We start from the raw sequence: 23,241 nt of genomic DNA on the forward strand, positions 1-23,241 counted from the left end.
TTACGGTACTTTCATTTAAAAAAACTGAAAGCACTTATGTTAAAATACGACTACAATGCCTCAGACACCAAGGAAATAAGAGTTGCTAAATCCTTAATTCTAATCATTGCTGTTAGTTGTAGTCTTTGTGGAGTGGCATGGAGTATTATTTATTACTGGTTCTTGGGGTTTGGGTTAACAACAATGCTTCCTTTAATTTTCGTAATTATCGTTATTCCAGCTATTTTCATTGCGCACTTTCTCTCGAATTATAAGCTATTAGTATACGCACAAATAATCTGTATTTCATTAGTACCAACTTTAATTCAGTGGAGTTTAGGCTCTATTCATAATTCTGGTTTTGTGATCGGTTGGTGTTTTTTAAGCCCTCTTGTTGCATTACTGTTTTTTAAAGAGAAATATGCAAAAATATGGATGCTTGCATTCTTTTTAGTTGTTGGAATTACTGTCATTTTTTCACCAACTTTTTCTAACAACGGAATAAAAGTTACAGAAACTGCACGTATACTATTTTATCTTATGAATATCGGAGCACCATTCTTAATCTTTTATTTTGCATCGTTTTATTTTATAAACGAATTAAAACATCAGCGAGAACGTTTGTTTTTACTATCAGTATCTAAGTCAGTTAACGAAGAAATGAAACAGTTTTTTAAAACTGCAAACACACCAATTATTGGTATTGATAATAAAGGGTTGGTTAATGAATGGAATTTAACTTCTGAAAAAATTACTGGGTATACAAAACAAGAAGTATTAGGGAAAAATTTTGTGGAAACCTATATCGCTAAAGGGTATAAAAAAATTGCTAGAAAATTATTAGAAAAAACCTTGAAAGGCATAGAAACAGCCAATTTTGAGGTTCCTTTATTTACCAAAGTGAAAGAACAGGTAATGATTTTATTAAACACAAATGCACGTATAGATACAGATGGAAAAATTGTAGGCGTATTAATTGTAGGACAAAATATTACAGAATTAGTTGGTTATAGAAATGAATTAGAGCTAAAAGTGAAACGAAGAACCTTAAGGTTAAAAAAATCTCTAGAAAAACAAAAAGAATTAAACAAATTAAAATCAAGATTTATTTCAACAACATCTCATGAATTTAGAACGCCCTTATCTGCTATTAACTTTGCTGCCGGCTCTATTAAAAAATATTGGAGAAAGATGGAACCAAGTAAAATAAAACAAAAACTGAAGAGAATAGAAGATCAAGTATTACATATGACTAAATTGTTAGATGATATTTTAATTGTTGGACAGACTGAAGCTAGTAAAAATATATACAACCCATTAGAGATTAATCTAGGGGAATTTATGTCTGAAATAGTTGATGAAGTAAGTAATTCTATAAAAAACTCGCACAAATTAATATTAATTGATCCCGAAGAATTAAAAAACGCAACTATTTTTATTGATGAAAAATTAGGAAGAAATATTTTTATAAACCTACTTAGTAATGCCGTAAAATTTTCTCCGAAGGCAGATACCGTTACTATTGAATTTTCTTCTGAAGACAATTATATCATTATTTCAGTTACCGATTTTGGTATTGGAATTCCTAAAGCAGAGCTCTCAGATATATTTAAACCTTTTGTTAGAGGAAAAAGCGTAGATTTAATTCAAGGATCCGGTCTTGGATTATCGATTGTAAAAGATGCCGTAGATCTTATTGATGGAAAAATAATTGTTCAAAGAAATATTGGAAATGGAACTTCCTTTATTGTAAAAATCCCAAAAAAGCCAAACACATATTATGCATAAAATTTTAATAGTTGAAGATACATTATCCATTAGAGAAGAAGTTTTTGATATTCTAACAATGGAGGGATACACCGTTTTTCAGGCTGAAAACGGAGAAATTGGTTTTGAAATGGCTTTAAAAGAAAAGCCAGATCTTATTATTTCTGATATACTCATGCCAGAAATGAACGGTTTTGAAATGTTTGAAAAACTGCATAAAGAGAAGAAAACAAAAAGTATTCCATTAATTTTTCTTTCTGCAAAAGGCGAAAAAAGGGATATTAGAATTGGTATGAATCTTGGAGCCGAAGATTATTTAACAAAACCGGTAAATATTGATGATTTGATGAGTGCCGTCGAAAATAAAATTCAAAAGAAATTGTTTATAGATCAAAATATTATCGATAAAACATTGAAGTTATCAAATATTCTAAAAAACCAAGAAAATGAACTAGACAATTATGCGCATTTAGTTTCACATGAGTTAAAGTCATGTATAAGAAATGTTTCAGACTTATTAACCTGGACTCAAGAAGATGCAAAAGAAACAGATAATTTTAATGGGTCTAATCATCTTCAACTTATGGAAGAAAAGGTAGAAAAAATGGAAAATTTATTGGTACAACTAGAACAATACAAAAACATAGCACATACTTCTTTTAAAAATAAAGACATTAACATTCATACAATAGTGCAACGCGTAATAGATGAAATACCTGAATCACCACATATTACAATTAAAATAAAGAATCAATTACCTACACTATTTGCAGATGAAAATATGTTACAAAAAGTATTTGAAGTTTTAATACAAAATGCTATCAAACATATTGATCACAAAAATGGTGTTATTGAATTAGGCTGTAAAACAACTAAAAAAGAGTATATTTTTTCAATTAAAGATAATGGTATTAGTATTCATGAAAAATACCATAGAAAAATATTCAAAATGTTTGAAACTATAAAATCTACAACATCTGCAGGAATTGGGTTAAGCATTGTTAAAAAAATTATTTCTTATTACAATGGAGATGTATATTTAGAAAGTATTTCTAATAAAGAAAGAACATTTTATTTAAATCTTCCAAAAACAACTGATGATTTCTAAAATTTTAGTAGTTGAAGACTCAAAAATCATACGCGAAGAAATTTGTGAAATCCTTGAATTCGAGGGTTTTAAAGTAATTTGTGCAGAAAATGGTGCAAAAGGATTAAAAAAAGCAAAAGTAACGTTGCCTAATTTAATTATTTCAGATGTTTCTATGCCTAAATTAAATGGGTACCAGTTTTTAAAAGAACTTCAAAAATCTAGCACTACAGAAGCAATTCCTTTTATTTTTCTTTCCGGCAAAACTGAATTGCCAGATTTAAGGAAAGGTATGAATATGGGCGCAGATGATTATTTAATAAAACCTTTAAATACAGAGGAATTAATAAAAGTTGTAAAACGTAAATTAAAAAAGCAACAAGTAATTCAAGACAATATAGATGAGCTCGTAGAGGAAAACGAATACTCTCTAAAAGAAGCCGGTAGAATGGCAAAAATTGGCTATTGGAGATACATTAATCAAACAGATACACTTATTTGGTCAGAAACTATTCATGAAATTTACGGCACTGACCCTGAAAAAGAGGTGCCCGAAATTGATGTAATTTATGCTTTTTTTGATGAAAAATCAAGAAATAAACTTACCGAAGCTGAAATTACTCTTAACACTAGCGAGGTTCCTTTTGACCTTGAATTAAAGTTGACCAATTTAAAAAACGAAGAACGTTGGATACGAAACATAGGAGAACCCTTATATAATAGTAAAAATGAAATTATTGGTAGAAGGGGTGTTTCCCAAGATATTACAGAGCAAAAATTAACTAGTAATAAAATTGAAAAAGCCGAAGAGATGTATCGTCTATTGGCTAATAATTCTAACGATTTAATTTGTTTAATCGAACTAGACAACACTTTTAAATACGTTAGTCCTTCTGTAAAAACATTATTAGGATATGAACAAACAGATTTTTTAGGCAAACAAGTATTTGGCATAATCCATAGAGATGATCTTAAAGCGCTAAAAAATGCTATAGAACAAAACATGTGTAGTGGTGCTGTTAATGGTGCTTTTTCATGCAGAGTTCGTCATAAAAAAAATCATTATTTATGGTTTGAATTTTTAACTTCTCCCGTTTATGAAGAGGAAAAAATTAGCTATTTTGTTATCTCTGCTAGAGATATTACGCAAAGAATGTTGGCAAAACAAAAAATTGAAACCTCTTTAGATCTTTTAGAAAAAAAAGAATTCTCTTTAAAAGAGTCAAGTAGAATGGCTAAAATTGGGTATTGGGAATATGATAGTGTAAATGCTTCTGTTACATGGTCTCAGTATCTGTATCATATTATAGCAGCAGACCCAAGCAAAAATCCAATATCGAGAAAAAAATTTGTAGCTCTTTTTGATGAAAAATCTCAAGAAAAGTTAGAACAAGCTACCCAAAACCTTACCTCTAACGGTATACCTTATGATCTAGAATTAAAATTAACGAACCTAAGAAAAGAAGAACTTTGGATACGAAATGTAGCGCAACCTGTATATAATAATGAAAATGAAATAATTGGCAGGAGAGGGCTTTTTCAGGATATTACAGACACAAAAGAAGCACAATTTGAATTAGAACTGTCTAAACTAAAAATTCAAAACTCTCTAAATCTTTTAGAAAAAAAAGAATACTCTATGAGTGAGGCTAGTAAAATGGCCAAAATAGGCTATTTAGAAGATGATATTGCTACTGATACTTTTAAATGGTCTGAGCATCTTTACCAAATTTTTGGATTTGACCCAAAAAAACCAGTACCTTCTCGTAAGGAAATTGCTATGCTTTATGATCTTGAATCTCAACAAAAAATGGCAAAAGCTACTTCAAATCTTGACTCCAAAGGAATTCCTTTTGATTTAGAGTTGAAAATTATTAACCTTAGAAAAGAAGAAGTTTGGACCAGAATTGTAGTTCAGCCTGTGTACAATAAGCAAAATAAAATTGTTGGAAGAAGAGGTGTCCTACAAGATATTACAGAACAAAAACTAGTGAGGAATAAAGTTGCAGAAGCAGAAGAGATGTATCGCATACTAACCGATCATTCTAATGACTTAATTTGCATGCATGAACCAGACGGTACTTTCAAATACATTAGTCCTTCCATGAAATATATAATAGGGTATGAGCAAGAAGAGCTTCTAAATAAAAAAATTTTTAGTATATTACATCATGATGATTTTGAAAAACTAAAAAATGAATTAAAAGAAGGATTGCAAAATGATACAAATATCGATCCTTTTCAATGCAGAGTTCTTCACAAAAACGGACATTTTATTTGGCTAAAATTTTTGTTATCAAGAGTTTATAAGGACAATAAAATTAGCCATTTTGTTTCTTACGCTAGAGATATTACAAGTTGGGTATTAGCAAAAAAAGAGATTCAAGAATATCAAACATCACTTCAGGGATTAACAACTGAAATTACCTTGATAGAAGAAAAACAAAAACAAAATATAGCATCTAACATTCATGATCACTTAAGTCAATCTTTAGTAATTTCAAAAATGAGAATTGATGAATTGAAAAGAAACCCAGAACTAAAAATAATTGATAAAGATTTACTCTTTATTGAAAAAAACATATCTGAAGCTTTAAAAAATAGCCGTAAAATTACGTACGATCTTTCTCCTCCAGTATTGTATCAATTAGGGATTATAGATGCATTAGAATGGCTCTTTGAAGATGTAGAAGTTACGCATAATATTGCATGTACTATTAATAGTAATATAGCTAGTATTAAATTAGATGATGTAAAGTCTATTTTATTGTATCGAAGCATACAAGAAGTGATAAATAACACCATAAAATATGCCAATGCAACTTTGATTACTGTTGATCTTAATAAAACCAATCTTGGGCTTACTATTATTGTAACAGATAATGGTAATGGATTTAACACGAATGTATTAAACAATTATCATAACCACTCAGGATCTGGTTTTGGGTTGTTCACTATTAGAGAACGTCTTCAAAATATAAAAGGAAAATTTACTATATCATCAATAATAAATTCAGGAACAACTGTTACATTTTTTATACCCCTATCTCTATGAATACCATAAAAGAAATTAAAATACTATTAGTAGACGACCATAAATTACTAAGAGATGGTTTAAGAAACATTATTGAACAAAGATCAAACATGCATATAATTGGAGAAGCTTCAGATGGCAGAGAAGCTATAAAAGTAGCTTCTAAATTATTGCCAGATGTTATCGTTATAGACTTAGCAATGCCTGGCATGAATGGTATAGAAGCTGCACAACAAATACATAAAAATCATCCAAATATAAAAATTATAGGCCTTTCTATGCATTCTGGAAAACAATTTATACAAGGCATGTTTAAGGCAGGTGCTTATGGGTACTTGTTAAAAGATGGAGATTCAGATGAATTAATTACAGCGATTACCACTGTAGTTCAAAATAAAAAATACCTCTCAAAAGACATCAATCAAGAGTTTCTTTCTTTACTTAAAAAAGGAAAACTTTTAGAAAAAACATATTTGAGTTCTAGAGAAAAAGAAGTTTTACAATTGATTGCAGAAGGTAAATCATCAAAAAAAATAGGAGAAATATTGTTTTTAAGTTCAAAGACTATTGATGTTCATAGAAATAATATTATGAAAAAAGTAGATTTATTTACCATATCTGAATTAACAAAATATGCGATTCAGAATGGTTTAACTACCTTAGAAATTTAATAGTTAATATTTCCTATTTTGTTTAATAGAAAATAATACATAAGGTATTTTACCTCTATTAAAATTACATACATTTCTTTTAAATCAATAAACTTTTTTTGAAATAAGAATAACTTTCAAATAATTTATTTAAACAACTTAAAGGGTATTAATTTTTTTGGGAATTCGGTAAAAAAAAAGCCAAACATGCGCGGGGTTGTTTAGCTTTTTCAACTAATTTTTTGGAGGGATATAATGAGGGATATACGGGGGAAATATACATTATACAAAAAACAACAATACTTTTATTTTAGGTCATTAATAATTTTTCTTATTTATAGAACCTAACTCAATAAAGATATTTTATAATGCCATCTTATTCAATAGGTGATTTCCTTAATTTATAATCTAAAAATAAATCCCATTTCGTTTATCAATAAAAATTTAGACGCATAAATTAATTGTTTTCTATGTGATTAGCATTGAAAAATTAATTAAACATTTTAAAGCCGCTATATGATTTTTAAAGCTACTAGCAAGAGATATAAACAAACAAGCTAATATCTAAAGAAAAAAAACAATAAATATCTTCAGACTTTATAGAGGTTATTAGTATTAATAAATAAATTAGTTTTTTAATATATTTCCGTTAGAATCATTTGAGATGTGACTTTCAACAAAAATATAAGCGTTTCTAAAAGCTCCTCTAAATAAACTTAATGACAAAAATAAGAAAGGAAATAAACAAGAGAAAAAAGTCATAACAGTTAACGCTTCTGAAAAAGATTTTATAGTAGCTAATCTGGATAGCATTGTTATTAAACCATGACCAGAAAAGTATAATCCAATCGAAGTAACTGCAAGTAATACTATTTTTTTAAATATATTTTTTGACATATTATGGGGGGGATAATAAGTTAATATTATTAAAAGTAATACTCATTTATTTATAGACTTTGAATAAATTTTTTGTCTAAGCATATTTAATAAATACTACCCTACAAATATATTTAGTGATACTCTGTGTATCAATAGGTAATATTCTTAATTACGAATACTAAGACCCAAGTACAATCAAATACCAAAATAATTAAGATAAATTATAGTTGCTAAAAACCAGTATTTGCGTTTAATAACTATTTAAAACCAACTAAAAAAGAGTTTATTTTTTTGTTTTTATAAACTTATCTATCTTGAAAAAAGGACTAAATTCCTTTAAATTCCTTTATAAAACATTAAAAAAAACACCTATAAGAGACTACGTGAAATATAATTTGAAAAATGAAAAACACTACCAAAAAACAGGAACAATTAGGTCATCCCATAGAACGGATTCAGTATGCAAATGAACTTTTTGATGCAAGTGAAATTTGAGATAAGGAAATAAATAATAGTATTTTAACTAAAACCATTAGAATCCACTAACCCTGAAATTGAATTACTAAAAAATTTGTCTGAAGGAATTTCATATTAAACACGTTACCCAATTCCTAAAAGATTTGAAAACATAACGAATGAAAAAAAAGGCTAGTTTTGGGTTGCTAACAAAAATACTCGCGAATATTCTATTTGGATTTTATTTGCTAAATTAGGAACTTAAAACACTTAGCTTTTCAATACATCAAAGTTATACAAACTACTCTAAAACCTCAATAAAATCTTCAAAAGCCACATAATAAGGTTGGTTTTTAAAAACAGGATTTTCCACACTTTCTGCGTTTGCAATTCCAACTCCTGCAAACCAAACTTTAGCATTTTGTTTTTTCGCATGGTTTATAAAAGTTTCCATCCAAACAACATCATAATCATTTGGATTCTGTAAATTTTTTGATGCCTTTACCAATACAAAAATAGTCGGTTCTCCTTTTTTGAACAAGACATACTGTGGATGTCTTTTTAATTGGCTATTTATTGCCTGAAATTCATATCCCATTTTCTGCAACTTTTTCCCAACAATGTTCATTGCCAAATTATGCAATTCTTGTTCCGTTAAAATCTGCATTACTTTTTCTTATTATGTTTGTTGTAGTTTTTATCTCCCCTAGTTTTTGGCTTCTTATATTTCTTCGCAATCTCCCTTCTATAAGACCCTCCTCGATTAACTTGACTATTTTTTTCGCTCTTTTCATGAAAAGCTGGACCAGGAACATATTCTAGTGAAGTTCTATTTTTAGAAATCCCTTGATCTTCTCTTGGACGTTCATCTTCCGTTAACATTGTAGCAATTTCTACTTCCTCAGGAAGTTCTAGAACCGGAATTTCATAATTCATCAATGCTTCGATACCCTTTTTAGCTTCTTGCTCTTTTTCGGTTGAAAATAACATTGTTTTTCCAGCTTTCTCAGCACGTCCAGTTCTACCAATTCTGTGCATATAATTTTCAGGGAAATCTGGCGTGTCAAAATTGATAACATGAGAAACTTTATCAAAGTCTAAACCACGCGCCATAACATCTGTAGCTAACAAAATTCGATTCTTTCCTTCATCGAATTGTCGTATCGAACGAATTCTGTAATTCTGAGTTTTATTCGAATGTATTACGCACATTTCGTCATTAAAAACTTCTTCTAAATGTTTAAATAACAAATCTGCAGTTCTTTTAAAACCAACAAAAATTAAAACTTTATTGAACGTTTCTTGGTCCCTTAAAAGGTGGTTTAACAAATTTACTTTCGTAAAAAAGTTAGGAATATTATAAGAAACTTGTTCAATATTGTCCAGTGGAGTTCCGCTAACTGCCACCGAAATTTTTTCCGGATTTTTAAAAAAATCATAAATTAATTTATCAACATCTTCAGTCATGGTTGCGGAAAACAAAACATTTTGTCTTCTTTCTGGAATGACATCAAAAATATTCATCAACTGAAATCGGAATCCTAAATCTAACATTACATCTACCTCATCTATTACCAATTTCTGAATAGACTTCATCTTTAAAGAATTGCTTAAAACCAAATCATACAAACGCCCTGGAGTTGCTACAATAATATCCTGACCCTGCAGAATAGCTTGTCTTTGGGTGTTGATATTTGTACCACCATAAACACCTAAAACACGTGTATTGATATATTTTGATAATTGCTCAATCTGTTCAACAACCTGTAAAACCAATTCACGAGTTGGCACCAAAACTAAAATACGAGGATGTTGTTGTTTAGAAAATTTTAAATCTCTAAGAATTGGTAACATATAGGCAAACGTTTTCCCTGTTCCAGTTTGTGCTATTCCAACTATATCTTTACCCGATCTAACTACAGAAAATGCTTGCTCTTGAATTGGAGTTGGATTCTCAAAACCCAAATCATCAATTGCGTATTGCAGCTGATTTGATAAATCTAATTCTTTAAAAGTCATGTCTTTTAATTTTTGGCAAAGGTACATTTTATAAAACGAGAAGCAATAACAGTTTACAGAAGGAATATTTAGTAATTTTGTGTTTGAAATTTTTACATCAAATGATTACAGATACACATACACACCTTTATTCCGAGCAGTTTAATGAAGATAGAGAAGCCATGATTCAAAGAGCAAAAGATGCTGGGGTTTCACGATTTTTTATACCTGCTATTGATTCTTCTTACACAAAAAGCATGTTAGACCTGGAAAAGGAAAACCCAAATGATGTATTTTTAATGATGGGTTTACACCCAACTTCTGTCAAAGAAAATTATTTAGAAGAATTAGCACATGTTAAAAACTGGATTGATAAAAGAAATTTTTACGCAATCGGTGAAATTGGTATTGACTTATTTTGGGATAAGAGTTTTTTAGCACAACAACAAGAGACTTTTAAAACTCAAATTCGCTGGGCCAAAGAAAAAAAATTACCAATTGTTATTCATTGCAGAAATGCTTTTGATGAAATTTTTGAAATATTAGAAACTGAAAAAAGTGATGATTTAAGAGGCGTTTTTCATTGTTTTACGGGTACTTTAGAACAAGCTAAACAAGCTATTTCTTACAATATGAAATTAGGAATTGGTGGTGTTGCAACTTTTAAAAATGGTAAGATTGATACTTTTTTAAATGAAATAGGTTTACAGCACATTGTTTTAGAAACAGATGCTCCCTACCTAGCTCCTGTACCTTACAGAGGAAAAAGAAATGAAAGTTCATATATTACGAATGTTATTGATAAATTAGTAGATATTTATGGCGTTTCGTTTGAAGAAATCGCAAAAATTACCACTCAAAACTCGAAAGATATTTTTAGAATATAATGTACTCAACCGAAACTACATATTACAAAACACCCATAGGAACTGCCAAAATTGTTGGAGATAAAAACGGAATACAAGCTGTTTCTATCTTGGATGATGATCTAGAAACATCCTCAAAAACTCCATATTGCCTGCAAGATTGTGTAGTACAATTAGAAGAATACTTTCAGGGAAAAAGGGAAAGCTTTAACCTAACTGTAAATCCAAAAGGAACACCATTTCAAATAAAAGTATGGAAAAAATTACTTAAAATTCCATATGGTAAAACAAGAACTTATTTAGAACAAAGCAAGGCTTTAGGCGATGTAAAAGCAATAAGAGCTGTTGCTTCAGCGAATGGGAAAAACCCACTTTGGATTATTATTCCTTGTCACAGAGTAATTGGTTCTGACGGCTCTTTAACGGGCTATGCAGGCGGAATATGGCGTAAAAAATGGTTATTGGCTCATGAAAACCCTTTAAAACAGCAATCTCTCTTCTAGTATTATAATAAAGTATATTAAAAAAACAATTTTAGCGTTCTTTACATATCGTACATATGCATAAAAATACCCTTTTTTTAATATTGCTTTTCGTTGGATATTCAATCCAATCTCAAATAATATCTAAAGATTTTAGGTCAAAAATTATTGAAGTAAAAAAAGATACCATTCAATTAGATTCTGTTGCTATTAATTCACAAGAATTTAAAATTTTTGATATTTCAAAAAAACGTATTTCTTCAACCGAATTTAAAGTAGACTTTAGCAAAGCAGTGCTAATAATCGATTCTAATAAATATAAAAATATTACCATTGAATATTTTAGATTTCCCGATTTTATAACCAAAATATATACCCCTTTTAATGAAAATCTCATTATAAATAACAACACAAACAATGGCGTTTTATACAGTTTAACCACCAACAAAAAAGCATCGGATGTCAAACTTTTTGAAGGGTTGCAAACACGCGGTTTTATTAGCAGAGGAATTACCACTGGAAACAATCAAAATGCAGTTACCAATTCTGCTTTGGATTTAGAAATTTCAGGAAAATTATCTAAAGATGTTACATTAAGAGCTAATATTTTTGATACCAATATTCCGATTCAAGAAAATGGATATTCTCAAAATATAACAGATTTTGATAGAATATTTATTGAAATGTTTAGTGATAATTGGCGTGTAAAAGCAGGCGATATTTCATTAAAAAACAACAAAAGCTACTTTTTAACTTTTACAAAACAAGTTGCTGGTTTAGAGGCAGCAGCAACTATAAATGACAATTTAAAAGTCGCTGCCTCTGGGGCTGTTGTTAGAGGTAAATTTAATACGTTTAATTTTACAGCCTCCGAAGGAAATCAAGGACCTTACAAAATTTATGGTGCTAATAATGAAGCCGCTATTTTAATGATTGAAGGCAGTGAGAGTGTTTACGTGAATGGAGTTCAAATTAACCGTGGAGAAAATGCAGATTATACCATTAACTATAATTTAAGTGAAATTTCATTTAATACTACTTTCCCGATTACAAATGATATGAGAATCTGGATTGAGTTTCAATATTCAGATAGAAATTACACACGATTTATATCGTATAACGAAGTATCTTATGACAGTGAAAAAATGAATATTGCTGCTTATTTCTATTCTGAAAACGATGCAAAAAACCAACCTCTACAACAAATTTTATCTACTGAACAAAAACAAATCCTTGCAAATGCAGGCAATAATTCTGCTGCCATGATTGCAGAAAGTGCTTTTTTAGATACATTTAATGAGAACAAAATACTCTATAAAAAAGTTACAAATGGGGCGGTAGAAACTTTTGAGTATTCTACCGCTAAAACAGATGAATTGTACAATGTAACATTTACAAATCGTGGTGCAAATAATGGCGATTATATTTTAGATAGAACCATTGCTATTGGAAATATATTTGTCTTTGTAGGCATTAATCAAGGAGATTATCAGCCCGTTATAAATTTAATTCCGCCTACAAAAAGTCAAATTTTTGTAGTTCAATCTGATTATAATCCTACCAAAAAAACAGAGATTAATTCAGAAATTGCTATTAGTAATAATGATGCAAATTTGTTTTCAAATTTAGATGATAATCAAAATAAAGCAGTAGCCGCAAAAGTTAGCTGGCAACAAATTTTAATTGATAAAAAATGGCAATTAAAAAGTAATATTAATCATGAGTTTGTGCAACAAAACTTTCAATCAGAGCAAGGTTGGGAACCTGTAGAGTTTAACCGAGATTGGAATTTATTAACCAATAACGCTACGAAAAACTTTTTTCAATCCGAATTAAGTTTACAAAATAAAACAGATGATTTTGTTTTGTACCGATTCAACAGCTTAAATTATACTGATATATTTAAAGGAATAAAACACGAACTTCAATCTAAATTGAATATTAAAAATACTTCATTTTTTATGAATGGAAGTTTGCTTGAAAACACATCAATCTTAGAAAATAATTCTTTTTTTAAGGCGAAAGTAAAAGCAGAACATAGTCTTAAAAAAGTTTGGCTTGGAGCCTTCATTAACTTTGAAACGAATAACCGAAAAGATATAAATACTAAACAATTCGTCAATACAAGTCATCGTTTTAAAGAATACGAAGGCTATGTTGGTATTGGAGATTCTACAAAAATATTTGCAAAAATCGGATTTAATTACAGAAATAATGACAGCATAAAATTAAATCAATTTACTGAAATTAATAACCGAAAAACACTTTATATTCAAAGTAAACTAGTAAAAAATAAAAACACGAATTTAAATGTGTTTGCCAATTACAGAATCACAACAAATAATTTTTATGAGGATGAAAAAGCACTAAATTCTAGAATTGTTTTCAATCAGAAAATATTTAACAATTTCATTAATTTAAGCACTATCTACGAAACTTCTTCCGGCAACGTTGCGCGACAAGATTATATTTATGTAAAAACAGAACCGGGCTTTGGGTTTTATACTTGGATTGATTACAATAATGATGGCGTTAAAGATTTTAACGAATTTGAAATTGCACAATTTAAAGACCAAGCAAACTATTTAAGAGTGCCAAAACCAAACTTAAGTTATCTTTCTACACAAAGAGCGAAGTGGCAGCAAAACCTGACTTTAAACCCAAGAAATTGGTCTTCTAAAACTGGTTATAAAAAACTAATTTCTCACTTTTACAATCAGAGTTTTTTATCTGTTGAAAACGAACAGGAAAGAACAGGAAATTCGTTTCAATTAAATCCTTTTGACCTTAATAAAAGCTCTTTAATTGGCTTAAATTTAAACTTTAGAAACAGTTTCTATTTCAATAAAGATTTACAAAAAAACAGCATCACTTTTACGTATGGAGATTCTAAAATTAAACAACAATATTTTATTGGAAATCAGGAAAATAAAATCAAAATTCATCAAATAGATTATGCTCATAAATTCAGAACTTTTTGGCTGATTGATTTAATGGGAAAAACATCCAACAATACCTTAGAAACAGACAATTTTATCAGTAGAAATTATAAAATTAATGCTGCAGAAGTTGAACCAAAAATTAGTTTTTTATATAATGATAACAATCGTTTTTCTGTTTTCTATCATTACAAAAACAAGAAAAATAGGTTAGAGAATTTTGAAACTTTACAGCAACAAAAAATAGGTGTTGACTATTATTATATCAGCAAAACTAAAAATCAGATTTCTGCAAATATAAATATGTTTATAAATGATTTTACTGGAGATACGAATACACCTGTTGCCTATCAAATGTTAGAAGGTTTGCAGGCAGGGAAAAATTTCACTTGGAGCTTGCTGTTTAACAAAAAGTTGAATTCTTATTTAAACCTAAACCTAAATTACTTAGGCAGAAAAAGCGAGAACTCAAAAACTATTCATACCGGGAATGTGCAATTAAAAGCTATTTTTTAATATTCTTGGTACACTTTTTAGTTATTTTTGTTGCATTAAAGAAGACTCCAATGAAAAAAATTATTTTCCTTATTCTATTATTTGTGTCGACAATATCTCTTTCTCAAGAGAATAAAGACAGATTTCCGCAAGACAATAATAAACACCATGAATTAAAGTTGAATGCATTTAGCTTAATTGCACTCTCCTCTTTTAATGTTAGTTATGAATACTTAATTAATAATGATTCTTCTTTTGGGGTAGACTTATTTTTAACTGTTAACATGAATGAAAATTCAGAGTTTCCTAAAAAATTTTCTTTAACACCTTATTATAGATGGTTTTTTTCTGAAAAGTTTGCCGCTAGAGGTTTTTTTGTGGAAGCTTTCGGTATGTTAAATACCAGAAAGAATCGAGATAATGATGGTTACTATGATTCAAACGGAACTTACGTTTACAACTCAAACAATACGAATGTAACTGATTTCGCTCTTGGTATTTCTGTTGGCGGCAAATTTATTACCAGAAAAAACTTTGTTGCAGAAGTGTATTTAGGAATTGGAAGAAACCTTCTTAATGAGAAAACTAACATTTTTGAAACAAATATTATTTCAAGGGGTGGAATCTCTTTAGGATATCGGTTTTAATCTATTTAAATTACACTAATAAAAAATAAAAATCCATGAAAAAATTAGTTTTACTTTTTACATTATTTATAGGTTCTTTAAGTTACGCTCAGCAAGAAATTAAATTAGACATTGCTGATGCGTTAGTAATTAGAAGCTTAGAGTTCTCTTATGAAAGTTATTTAACCGATGAATCTTCTTTTGGAATTTCTGCTCTATTTAATTTAGCAAAACAATCTACAAATTTTAGATACAATGAAAATATGATGATTACTCCTTTTTATCGTCATTATTTTACAACAGATAAACAATGGAATTTTTTTGGTGAAGGTTTTTTGGGTATCAATTCAGGAAAAAAGGAAACTGTTGAAGATTCTGGAAATTATGATGAAAAATATACAGATGGCGCTTTAGGTGTTGCCGTAGGCACAAAATATGTTGCAAGTGGTGGTTTAGTAATTGATTTATATGGTGGAGTCGGACGGAATTTATTTGGTTCTAATTCTCCTGTTTTAGTTCCTAGAGTTGGCTTCAATATTGGTTGGCGGTTTTAAAACTTAAAGCTTTTAACTTTTTAAAATACTTAAGAATGTCTTTCTATCAATTTCTCTAGCCCCTAAACTGGCTAAATGAGCATTATAAACTTGGCAATCTATAAGTTCGTAGTTATTACTTTTAACCAAATGAATAAAGGCTAATTTTGAGGCATTAGAGACTTTACTAAACATACTTTCTCCACAAAAAATATTATGAGCCTCTACTCCATATAAACCACCTACTAATTCATTATTCAACCAAATCTCTATAGATTTCGCTATTCCTCTTTTGTATAAATTAATGTACGCTTGTTCCATATCATCTGTAATCCAAGTTCCAAAACCATCACCCCTATCAATGTTTTTACAATTATAAATCACTTCCTTAAAAGCTTTGTTTTCCGTAATTACAAACTTATTTTTATGGATGATTTTTTGCATCGATTTTGACACTTTTATTTCATTGGGAAACAAAACCATTCTTTCATGAGGACAATACCAAACAATGGGATCTCCCTCTGAAAACCAAGGAAAAATGCCATTTTTGTATGCGTAAATTAATCTTTCTTCAGACAAATCGCCACCTAAAGCTATAATACCATCTTTAGTTGTAAATTTATAATCAGGAAAAACGATTATATCTGTGAGCCACATCATTATTAACTAATTCATTTTAGCGAATTTAGTCAATTCTTAAAAAAAATGTTAATATTAATTAAACTGAAATTTATAAAGATTTTGTCACTATTTTTGTAAGCCGTTTTAATTTTATTAAAACCCGAAAAATGCCAAAGCTAAAAAGAAAAAAAACTAAAAAAGAAACAGCCAAGTTAGTGCATCACTATTATGCAAGAACTGGATTTTATCTATTTGTTTGGAAAAATTTAAAGAAAGCAATCCTACCAATTACTGGTGTTATTTTAGCTATTTTTCTATTTAATAAATATCTATATAATATCAATGATGGTTTGCATCATTTTACAGAAACCTTTTCAAGATTTGCTATTTTAATCACTTTCTTTATTTCTGAAACCTTTTTAGGATTAATTCCTCCTGAAATTTTTATTGCCTGGTCTAAAAAAACAAATGAACCAATATTAAATTTAGCAATTTTAGCAACACTGTCTTACTGTGGTGGTTTGATATCTTATTTTCTAGGAAAAACAACTTTAAAAATAAAATCTTTAAAAGAGTATTTAGAAGTTAAAATGCGGGAAAATTTAAAAAACACGCGTAAATGGGGAGGTATTTTAATTTTAGTTGGAGCTTTATTGCCGTTGCCATTTTCTATTGCTTGCATCGCTGCAGGTATGATTAAATACCCTTTTAAAAATGTTGTATTTTTTGGATTATTTAGATTTGTAAGATTTGCAATTTATGCATGGGCAATTTTTAAAGTAGTAAATTAATTCACTTACCTTTGCATTATGGGATTATCGAATAACGACATTTTAAAAAAACTACGTGTAGCTCATAAACTGCGCGATACAGATATTGTAGAAATTTGCGCTTTAGTAGATTTTAAAGTAAGTAAAGGAGAACTAGGTGCTTTATTTAGAAATGAAGAACATCCAAAGTATGTAGAATGTGGAGATCAAATTTTACGTAATTTTTTAAATGGATTGGTAATTCATCTGCGAGGACCAATGCCTAAAAAAGAAGAAAAGAAAAAATAGGTTATCGGATTTGTTAATTATTTTAATCCAGATACAAAAAAAGAGTGCTAATTAAAATTAGCACTCTTTTTTTGTATCTCTAAAGATTTAAATTTCTAATAGTTTTAGAAAGGTAAATCATCTGGCTCTTCGTTAGAAACATTAGATGCAGGTTGAAACTGATCTACTGGAGGCAAATTACTTGGTGCAGCTTGAGATAAACTCTCTATTCTCCATCCTTGAATAGAGTTGAAATATTTAGCTTCTCCTTGCGGATTAATCCACTCTCTACCTCTTAAGTTAATAGATACCTTTACATCTTGCCCAACTTTATAGTTGTTTAACAAATCACATTTGTCCTGTACAAACTCGATCATTATCATTTGAGGATATTGATCATCCGTTGTAACTACTAATTCTCTTTTTTGAAATCCGTTAGCACCAAAAGTCTGAACGTCTCCAATGATTTTTACTTTACCAATAACTTCCATAATTTCTATTTTAATAAAAGTACTTTCCAAGCACTTTCCACATCGTTTTTACTTAAATACTCTTGAGCAAATGTATGTTTTTTTACCATTTCCAACCCAATAAGTTTGGAATGTTCTTTTCCAAAGTTATTAACAGTATCTTCTGTTGGGAGTTGCTCTACATTACCTAACATCCCTAAATTATTCCCTGTTAAAATTGGACTGTTTCTAATTTCTAATGGAATTGCGTCTACTCCAATTCCTAAAGTAGCAATTGGTTTCGGAATTTCGAAAAAACCATCTCTTGCTCTTGTATAATAACTACCTCCTGCTCTCGCTACCAAATCAATTTTATGTTGATCAATGCTTCCATCATCTGCTAAAACATCTTCTGAAATATGAATTTTTACAACTTCACACACTATTAAATTACCTGCACCTCCTTCGTTACCAGTAAAAATAACATCTTTTACCTTGCATTCAAATTGCACAGGAGATTCTGCTACTCTAAAAGGCTTAATTTCGTCAGAAGGCAACATAGTAAATCCTGCTTTTTCAAATTCATTTACACCTTCTGGATATTCTGTACTGCTTAAAGACATTTGCTGCACAATATCATAATTTACGATATTTATAACAACTTCTTTTGTGGCTAAAGAATTTTCTAAAGTATGTTTTGTTGTATTATCTCTAACTCTTCTTGCTGGTGAAAATATTAAAACAGGTGGATTAGAACCGAACACATTAAAAAAACTAAAAGGTGATAAATTAGGATTCCCATCAGCATCAATAGTACTTGCAAACGCAATTGGCCTTGGTGCAATTGCGCCTAATAAATAACCATGTAATTTGCCAGTAGAAATTTCTTTTGGGTTGATAGATAACATTTTCAAAAATTTAGTTACGTAAAGATACTATCAAATCTTGAAATGAGTTATATACAAGAAACCTTTATATTTGTTTTAATGAAAATTTTATCAAACACTTTCTTGTTTAAACGAATCACCATTCTTGTATCATTTGTAATAGTAACTTTAATTCTTTGGAATACCTTTACTATTTTTCAAAAATTTAAATACGAGGAAAGAATAAGGATGGAAATTCTTGGGGAAGCTCAAAAGGAATTATCGAATGCAAATTTAAACTCAAACATTGCATTACCAGATAAAATTATTACCACAAACAAAAGTATTCCTCTAATTCTTGTAGATGATAAAGGTCAAATAATTTATGCCAATAACTTAGATTCCATTAAATCTTTAAACCCAAGGTATTTGCAAAAACAGCTGGCTATAATGAAAGTACAAAACCAGCCAATAGAAATAATTTATAATGGAAAAAACAAACAATTTATCTATTACAAAAATTCTGATTTACTAAATAAATTAACCTATTACCCTTTAGCTTTAATTTTAATTTTAATCTTGTTTTTAGGCGTAATTTATTTGTTTTTCAGTTCAAATAAAGCTGCTGAAACCAATAAACTTTGGACAGGTATGGCTAAAGAAACGGCGCATCAAATTGGCACGCCTTTATCTTCTCTTTTAGGATGGATTGCTATTTTAAAAATGGAAAAAGTTGATGAAACTTATATTCATGAAATTGAAAAAGATGTTCATCGGTTAAACACCATTGCAAATCGTTTTTCTAAGATTGGTTCAACACCAGAATTGAAAAAAGAAAATATTGTAGAAATTACAAAACAAGCTTTTGATTATTTGGAATCTAGAAGTTCTAAACAAATTGCATTTTCTTTTTATAGTTCTGATAATAATATTTATACAAAAGTAAATGAAGAACTATTTGGTTGGGTCATTGAAAACTTAATTAAAAACGCCATTGATGCAATGTTAAGAAAAGGAGAATTAATTTTAACGATTGAAAATACTCCTAAAAAAGTAAAAATTACAGTTTCTGACACCGGAAAAGGCATCCCTAAAAAACTATTTAAACAAATATTCAAGCCAGGTTTTACAACAAAAAAACGAGGTTGGGGGTTAGGATTATCACTCTCAAAAAGAATTGTAGAAGATTATCATAATGGAAAGATATTCGTAAAAAAATCTGAACTTGGAAAAGGAACTTCTTTTCAAATTTTGTTAGATAAAATATAATTACTCAAATTTACCTGAAATACTTTCAGCTAAAGAAACGAATTCATCACTCGTCAACTTTACCTTTTCTGTAAATTGCATATCCACCATAGCATTTATTGGTATTAAATGCACATGCACATGCGGCACTTCTAAACCGATAACACTCATTCCAACTCTTTTACAAGGCACTGCTTCTTCAAGGGCTTTCGCAACTCTGTAAGAAAAATTCATTAAGTCGTTGTATTCCTCTTTTGATAAATCAAAAATTTTATTTTCTTCTATTTTAGGAACGACCAAAGTATGTCCCTTTGCATTCGGATTGATGTCTAAAAAAGCTATAAAATTTTCATCTTCAGCAACTTTGTAACTTGGTATTTCTCCTGTGATTATTTTTGTGAATATGCTCATTTTTTAGTGTTTAGTTCTTAATCCGTTTAAATATAAGAATTCGAATTTTAGCATCGCTAAAACCCGAATTTATGATAAAGTCCGATAAATGTTAGTGTCAAAAAAAATATTACCTCGTGATCTCTAAAATCTCAAATTTCATGATTCCGTTTGGAACTTTAATTTCTGCAACATCCCCTACTTCCTTTCCCAATAAACCTTTCCCTATTGGTGAGTTTACAGATAATTTTCCGTTTCTAACATCTGTTTCAGAATCTGCAACTAAGGTATACGAAAACTCCATTCCATTAGTCATATTTTTAATTTTTACTATTGAATGGATCAATATTTTGGAAGTATCTAGCTGAGATTCATCAATAATTCTAGCATTTGAAACTACATTTTTTAACTTTGCAATCTTAAATTCTAAATGAGATTGCTCTTCTTTAGCTGCATGATATTCTGCATTCTCACTCAAATCTCCTTTATCTCTTGCGTCTGCAATTTCTTGGGTTACTCTTGGACGTTCAAACTGCTCTAACTGCAGCAGTTCATCCTTCAATTTCTTTAATCCTTCTTCTGAATAATAAGATATGTCACTCATAGTATTTTAAATTTAAAAATCCCATTACCTAAACAGGTATGAGATTGGCCTACAAATGTACAAAATATTTGTAACTTGTCATCGTTTTAGTTTGAAACTCAAATGCCAAATGTTTAAAAAAATATTATTTTTATTGAGCTGTTATTTGTTTGTAAATTGTTCTGACACAACCAAGTTAGCAAATTGCATACGCATATTACCAATATCAAGTGTAGTTTCTGATTTAAACAATCCAGAGATGATAAACGCACAAACTCCTGGAGGAGTTGCAGAACTTTCTGGAGGCAGAAAAGGCATTCTATTATTTAATAAAAATGGAACTGATTTTGTAGCTTTCGATAAACTTTGCCCAAATAACGACTGTACATCTGCCATGACTTTTAAAAACAGGCTTTTACACTGTAGTTGTGATGAGAGTGAGTATAGTGTAGATTTTGGTGGCGCACCGCAAACGGAAGGTTTTGAATGTCCAGCAATTGAATATAGGGTTACCAAAATCGGAACTACAATTCGAATCAGCAATTTTTAGTAGTTTACTATCAAATAGATGTTTATTTTTGCTCAAACACAACACTATTAAACGTGAAAAATTATTTTTCTTCTACTTTTAGATTAGGCATTTTAGGGGGTGGGCAATTAGGAAGAATGCTTCTTGCCGAAACACAAAAATTTGATATTTACACTTCAATTTTAGATGCTAATAAAAACGCACCATGTGCAGAAATTTGCAACCATTTTGAGGTTGGAGATTTACTGGATTTTAATGCTGTATATAACTTTGGTAAAACTGTCGATCTTCTTACAATAGAAATTGAAAATGTAAATATTGATGCTTTAGACAAATTACAAGAAGAAGGGTTAACCATTTATCCAAAACCAAAAGATTTAAGAATTATTCAAAGTAAGGCGAGGCAAAAACATTTTTATTTTGATCATCAAATACCTACGGCACCATTTTCTCATTTTGCTTTTTTAGAGGAATTAGTGCATTGTTTAGAAAATGATATCATCAAATTCCCTTTTGTTTGGAAAGCTGCACGTTTTGGGTACGACGGAAATGGCGTTAAAATTGTAAGAAATTTTGCTGATTTAGAATCGTTACCTAGCGTTGAGTGTATTACAGAACAATTGATTCCGTTTAAAAATGAATTAGCGGTCATTGTTGCAAGAAATGCTGATGGTGAAACAAAAACATATCCTGTTGTTGAAATGGAATTTCATCCAGAAGCTAACCAAGTAGAATATGTGATTTGTCCCGCAAGAATTGAAGAATCTGTCGTGAAAAAAGCACAAGAAGTTGCTTTAAATGTTGTGAACAAACTAGATTTTATTGGCTTGTTAGCCGTAGAAATGTTTCAAACAGAAACAAATGAAATTTTGGTCAATGAAGTGGCTCCAAGACCACACAATTCTGGGCATTATTCAATTGAAGCAAGCTACACCAATCAATTTGAACAACATTTAAGATCTATATTAAATCTTCCTTTAGGGAATACCGACAGTAAAGTTGCCGGAATTATGGTAAATTTAGTTGGTGAAGAAGGCTTTTCTGGTGATGTAATTTATGAGAATATAGAAGAAATTTTAAAAATTAATGGCGTAACACCGCATATTTACGGTAAAAAAGAAACACGTCCTTTTCGTAAAATGGGTCATGTAACGATTGTAAATACGGATATTGATAAAGCTAGAGAAATAGCACAAAAAGTAAAAGAAACGATTAGAGTGATAAGCAAATAATTATGGTAGGAATAATAATGGGAAGTGATTCTGATCTTCCAATCATGCAAGAAGCAATAGATATTTTAGAGAGTTTTGATATACAAATAGAAGTAGATATTGTGTCTGCCCACAGAACTCCAGAAAAATTATTTGAGTATTCTAAAAATGCTCATCTAAGAGGCGTTAAAGTAATTATTGCGGGTGCAGGAGGCGCAGCTCATTTACCTGGAATGGTAGCAAGTATGAGCCCCTTGCCTGTAATTGGTGTTCCTGTAAAAAGCAGAAATTCTATTGATGGTTGGGATTCTATTTTATCAATTTTACAAATGCCTGGAGGTGTACCTGTAGCGACCGTAGCTTTGGATGGTGCTAAAAATGCAGGGATTTTAGCTGCACAAATTATTGGCGCTTCAGATACATGTGTTTTAGATAAAATTATTACTTATAAAGAAGGATTAAAATTAAAAGTTGAACAAGCTTCTAAGCGCGTTAAAAAATAGTTTTACACACAAC

At 29.7% G+C, this 23,241-nt stretch carries 23 protein-coding genes; 15 read left to right on the forward strand and 8 right to left on the reverse strand.

Features of this window, described 5'->3' with window-relative positions; genetic code table 11:
* Positions 1-36 precede the first annotated feature (36 nt).
* From ATE90_RS11410 to ATE90_RS11425, 4 genes are read left to right on the forward strand one after another with little or no spacing between them, the layout of a single operon-like run.
* Entirely contained in the window at positions 37-1,767 is a 1,731-nt protein-coding gene (locus ATE90_RS11410) for a PAS domain-containing sensor histidine kinase (RefSeq protein WP_254712320.1), read from the forward strand.
* On the forward strand, positions 1,760-2,854 hold the full coding sequence (locus tag ATE90_RS11415) for a sensor histidine kinase (protein ID WP_036788588.1): 1,095 nt from the start codon (positions 1,760-1,762) through the stop codon (positions 2,852-2,854). Before ATE90_RS11410 ends, ATE90_RS11415 begins: the two co-directional genes overlap by 8 nt.
* On the forward strand, positions 2,844-5,888 hold the full coding sequence (locus tag ATE90_RS11420) for a PAS domain S-box protein (protein WP_101451431.1): 3,045 nt from the start codon (positions 2,844-2,846) through the stop codon (positions 5,886-5,888). Before ATE90_RS11415 ends, ATE90_RS11420 begins: the two co-directional genes overlap by 11 nt.
* Complete coding sequence (locus tag ATE90_RS11425; protein WP_101451432.1) at positions 5,885-6,538, forward strand: response regulator; 654 nt, start codon at positions 5,885-5,887, stop codon at positions 6,536-6,538. The genes ATE90_RS11420 and ATE90_RS11425 overlap by 4 nt, the downstream gene beginning before the upstream one ends.
* A gap of 606 nt (positions 6,539-7,144) precedes the next feature.
* Here the strand turns inward: ATE90_RS11425 and ATE90_RS11430 are convergent.
* The 3 genes from ATE90_RS11430 to ATE90_RS11440 all read right to left on the reverse strand — a co-directional run bounded on the left by ATE90_RS11430 (position 7,145) and on the right by ATE90_RS11440 (position 9,871).
* Entirely contained in the window at positions 7,145-7,414 is a 270-nt protein-coding gene (locus ATE90_RS11430; protein WP_036788581.1) for a hypothetical protein, read from the reverse strand.
* Positions 7,415-8,153: 739 nt separating this feature from the next.
* The gene (locus ATE90_RS11435; RefSeq protein WP_036788578.1) at positions 8,154-8,519 is read right to left on the reverse strand and encodes a hypothetical protein; all 366 of its coding nucleotides are present in this window, start codon (positions 8,517-8,519) and stop codon (positions 8,154-8,156) included.
* On the reverse strand, positions 8,519-9,871 hold the full coding sequence (locus ATE90_RS11440; RefSeq protein WP_036788575.1) for a DEAD/DEAH box helicase: 1,353 nt from the start codon (positions 9,869-9,871) through the stop codon (positions 8,519-8,521). The genes ATE90_RS11435 and ATE90_RS11440 overlap by 1 nt, the downstream gene beginning before the upstream one ends.
* A 101-nt stretch (positions 9,872-9,972) precedes the next feature.
* Between ATE90_RS11440 and ATE90_RS11445 the strand changes: the two genes are divergently transcribed.
* From ATE90_RS11445 to ATE90_RS11465, 5 genes are read left to right on the forward strand one after another with little or no spacing between them, the layout of a single operon-like run.
* Complete coding sequence (locus tag ATE90_RS11445) at positions 9,973-10,737, forward strand: TatD family hydrolase (protein WP_101451433.1); 765 nt, start codon at positions 9,973-9,975, stop codon at positions 10,735-10,737.
* Entirely contained in the window at positions 10,737-11,219 is a 483-nt protein-coding gene (locus ATE90_RS11450) for a methylated-DNA--[protein]-cysteine S-methyltransferase (protein ID WP_036788568.1), read from the forward strand. The genes ATE90_RS11445 and ATE90_RS11450 overlap by 1 nt, the downstream gene beginning before the upstream one ends.
* 56 nt (positions 11,220-11,275) lie before the next feature.
* On the forward strand, positions 11,276-14,653 hold the full coding sequence (locus ATE90_RS11455) for a hypothetical protein (protein WP_101451434.1): 3,378 nt from the start codon (positions 11,276-11,278) through the stop codon (positions 14,651-14,653).
* Between the two features lie 50 nt (positions 14,654-14,703).
* Positions 14,704-15,279 carry a DUF3575 domain-containing protein gene (locus ATE90_RS11460; RefSeq protein WP_036788555.1) on the forward strand — a complete coding sequence of 192 codons (576 nt, stop codon included), beginning with the start codon at positions 14,704-14,706 and terminating at the stop codon, positions 15,277-15,279.
* Between the two features lie 35 nt (positions 15,280-15,314).
* Positions 15,315-15,812 (forward strand): DUF3575 domain-containing protein, encoded by a 498-nt coding sequence (locus ATE90_RS11465; protein ID WP_101451435.1) that lies wholly within the window; start codon positions 15,315-15,317, stop codon positions 15,810-15,812.
* 12 nt (positions 15,813-15,824) lie between these two features.
* On the opposite strand, the gene aat is transcribed toward ATE90_RS11465, so the two are convergent.
* Positions 15,825-16,451: a leucyl/phenylalanyl-tRNA--protein transferase gene (aat, locus tag ATE90_RS11470; RefSeq protein ID WP_036788549.1), complete on the reverse strand. Its 627-nt coding sequence runs from the start codon at positions 16,449-16,451 to the stop codon at positions 15,825-15,827.
* Between the two features lie 128 nt (positions 16,452-16,579).
* On the opposite strand from aat, the gene ATE90_RS11475 reads away from it, so the two are divergent.
* Positions 16,580-17,203, forward strand: coding sequence for a YqaA family protein (locus ATE90_RS11475; RefSeq protein ID WP_091952651.1), 624 nt, complete (start codon positions 16,580-16,582; stop codon positions 17,201-17,203).
* A gap of 18 nt (positions 17,204-17,221) precedes the next feature.
* Positions 17,222-17,470: a DUF1456 family protein gene (locus ATE90_RS11480; RefSeq protein ID WP_036788542.1), complete on the forward strand. Its 249-nt coding sequence runs from the start codon at positions 17,222-17,224 to the stop codon at positions 17,468-17,470.
* A 104-nt stretch (positions 17,471-17,574) separates the two neighbouring features.
* Here ATE90_RS11480 and ATE90_RS11485 read toward each other — a convergent pair whose 3' ends face one another.
* Together ATE90_RS11485 and ATE90_RS11490 are read right to left on the reverse strand one after the other, a co-directional pair.
* On the reverse strand, positions 17,575-17,940 hold the full coding sequence (locus ATE90_RS11485; RefSeq protein WP_036788709.1) for a DUF3127 domain-containing protein: 366 nt from the start codon (positions 17,938-17,940) through the stop codon (positions 17,575-17,577).
* Positions 17,941-17,945: 5 nt separating this feature from the next.
* A complete protein-coding gene (locus ATE90_RS11490; RefSeq protein ID WP_036788539.1) occupies positions 17,946-18,806 on the reverse strand; it encodes a flavin reductase family protein in 861 nt (286 codons plus the stop codon).
* 78 nt (positions 18,807-18,884) lie between these two features.
* On the opposite strand from ATE90_RS11490, the gene ATE90_RS11495 reads away from it, so the two are divergent.
* The gene (locus ATE90_RS11495; protein ID WP_036788536.1) at positions 18,885-20,033 is read left to right on the forward strand and encodes a sensor histidine kinase; all 1,149 of its coding nucleotides are present in this window, start codon (positions 18,885-18,887) and stop codon (positions 20,031-20,033) included.
* Here the strand turns inward: ATE90_RS11495 and ATE90_RS11500 are convergent, their stop codons facing one another.
* On the reverse strand, positions 20,034-20,423 hold the full coding sequence (locus tag ATE90_RS11500; RefSeq protein WP_036788533.1) for an HIT family protein: 390 nt from the start codon (positions 20,421-20,423) through the stop codon (positions 20,034-20,036). It abuts the gene before it with no gap.
* 109 nt (positions 20,424-20,532) lie between these two features.
* Positions 20,533-21,006, reverse strand: coding sequence for a transcription elongation factor GreA (gene greA, locus ATE90_RS11505; protein WP_036788530.1), 474 nt, complete (start codon positions 21,004-21,006; stop codon positions 20,533-20,535).
* 238 nt (positions 21,007-21,244) lie between these two features.
* Between greA and ATE90_RS11510 the strand changes: the two genes are divergently transcribed.
* From ATE90_RS11510 to purE, 3 genes are read left to right on the forward strand one after another with little or no spacing between them, the layout of a single operon-like run.
* Positions 21,245-21,535 carry a hypothetical protein gene (locus tag ATE90_RS11510; protein WP_254712321.1) on the forward strand — a complete coding sequence of 97 codons (291 nt, stop codon included), beginning with the start codon at positions 21,245-21,247 and terminating at the stop codon, positions 21,533-21,535.
* Positions 21,536-21,588: 53 nt separating this feature from the next.
* Entirely contained in the window at positions 21,589-22,746 is a 1,158-nt protein-coding gene (locus ATE90_RS11515; RefSeq protein WP_036788525.1) for a 5-(carboxyamino)imidazole ribonucleotide synthase, read from the forward strand.
* Between the two features lie 2 nt (positions 22,747-22,748).
* The gene (purE, locus tag ATE90_RS11520; protein ID WP_036788522.1) at positions 22,749-23,228 is read left to right on the forward strand and encodes a 5-(carboxyamino)imidazole ribonucleotide mutase; all 480 of its coding nucleotides are present in this window, start codon (positions 22,749-22,751) and stop codon (positions 23,226-23,228) included.
* Positions 23,229-23,241: the final 13 nt, after the last annotated feature.

Source organism: Polaribacter sp. Hel1_33_96, assembly GCF_002846595.1.
GTDB lineage: Bacteria > Bacteroidota > Bacteroidia > Flavobacteriales > Flavobacteriaceae > Polaribacter.

Bases quoted from the DNA above. Each gene is read 5' to 3' on its own strand.
- ATE90_RS11410 (WP_254712320.1), top strand. From the start codon at position 37: ATGTTAAAATACGACTACAATGCCTCAGACACCAAGGAAATAAGAGTT.
- ATE90_RS11415 (WP_036788588.1), top strand. From the start codon at position 1,760: ATGCATAAAATTTTAATAGTTGAAGATACATTATCCATTAGAGAAGAA.
- ATE90_RS11420 (WP_101451431.1), top strand. From the start codon at position 2,844: ATGATTTCTAAAATTTTAGTAGTTGAAGACTCAAAAATCATACGCGAA.
- ATE90_RS11425 (WP_101451432.1), top strand. From the start codon at position 5,885: ATGAATACCATAAAAGAAATTAAAATACTATTAGTAGACGACCATAAA.
- ATE90_RS11430 (WP_036788581.1), bottom strand. From the start codon at position 7,414: ATGTCAAAAAATATATTTAAAAAAATAGTATTACTTGCAGTTACTTCG.
- ATE90_RS11435 (WP_036788578.1), bottom strand. From the start codon at position 8,519: ATGCAGATTTTAACGGAACAAGAATTGCATAATTTGGCAATGAACATT.
- ATE90_RS11440 (WP_036788575.1), bottom strand. From the start codon at position 9,871: ATGACTTTTAAAGAATTAGATTTATCAAATCAGCTGCAATACGCAATT.
- ATE90_RS11445 (WP_101451433.1), top strand. From the start codon at position 9,973: ATGATTACAGATACACATACACACCTTTATTCCGAGCAGTTTAATGAA.
- ATE90_RS11450 (WP_036788568.1), top strand. From the start codon at position 10,737: ATGTACTCAACCGAAACTACATATTACAAAACACCCATAGGAACTGCC.
- ATE90_RS11455 (WP_101451434.1), top strand. From the start codon at position 11,276: ATGCATAAAAATACCCTTTTTTTAATATTGCTTTTCGTTGGATATTCA.
- ATE90_RS11460 (WP_036788555.1), top strand. From the start codon at position 14,704: ATGAAAAAAATTATTTTCCTTATTCTATTATTTGTGTCGACAATATCT.
- ATE90_RS11465 (WP_101451435.1), top strand. From the start codon at position 15,315: ATGAAAAAATTAGTTTTACTTTTTACATTATTTATAGGTTCTTTAAGT.
- aat (WP_036788549.1), bottom strand. From the start codon at position 16,451: ATGATGTGGCTCACAGATATAATCGTTTTTCCTGATTATAAATTTACA.
- ATE90_RS11475 (WP_091952651.1), top strand. From the start codon at position 16,580: ATGCCAAAGCTAAAAAGAAAAAAAACTAAAAAAGAAACAGCCAAGTTA.
- ATE90_RS11480 (WP_036788542.1), top strand. From the start codon at position 17,222: ATGGGATTATCGAATAACGACATTTTAAAAAAACTACGTGTAGCTCAT.
- ATE90_RS11485 (WP_036788709.1), bottom strand. From the start codon at position 17,940: ATGGAAGTTATTGGTAAAGTAAAAATCATTGGAGACGTTCAGACTTTT.
- ATE90_RS11490 (WP_036788539.1), bottom strand. From the start codon at position 18,806: ATGTTATCTATCAACCCAAAAGAAATTTCTACTGGCAAATTACATGGT.
- ATE90_RS11495 (WP_036788536.1), top strand. From the start codon at position 18,885: ATGAAAATTTTATCAAACACTTTCTTGTTTAAACGAATCACCATTCTT.
- ATE90_RS11500 (WP_036788533.1), bottom strand. From the start codon at position 20,423: ATGAGCATATTCACAAAAATAATCACAGGAGAAATACCAAGTTACAAA.
- greA (WP_036788530.1), bottom strand. From the start codon at position 21,006: ATGAGTGACATATCTTATTATTCAGAAGAAGGATTAAAGAAATTGAAG.
- ATE90_RS11510 (WP_254712321.1), top strand. From the start codon at position 21,245: ATGATAAACGCACAAACTCCTGGAGGAGTTGCAGAACTTTCTGGAGGC.
- purE (WP_036788522.1), top strand. From the start codon at position 22,749: ATGGTAGGAATAATAATGGGAAGTGATTCTGATCTTCCAATCATGCAA.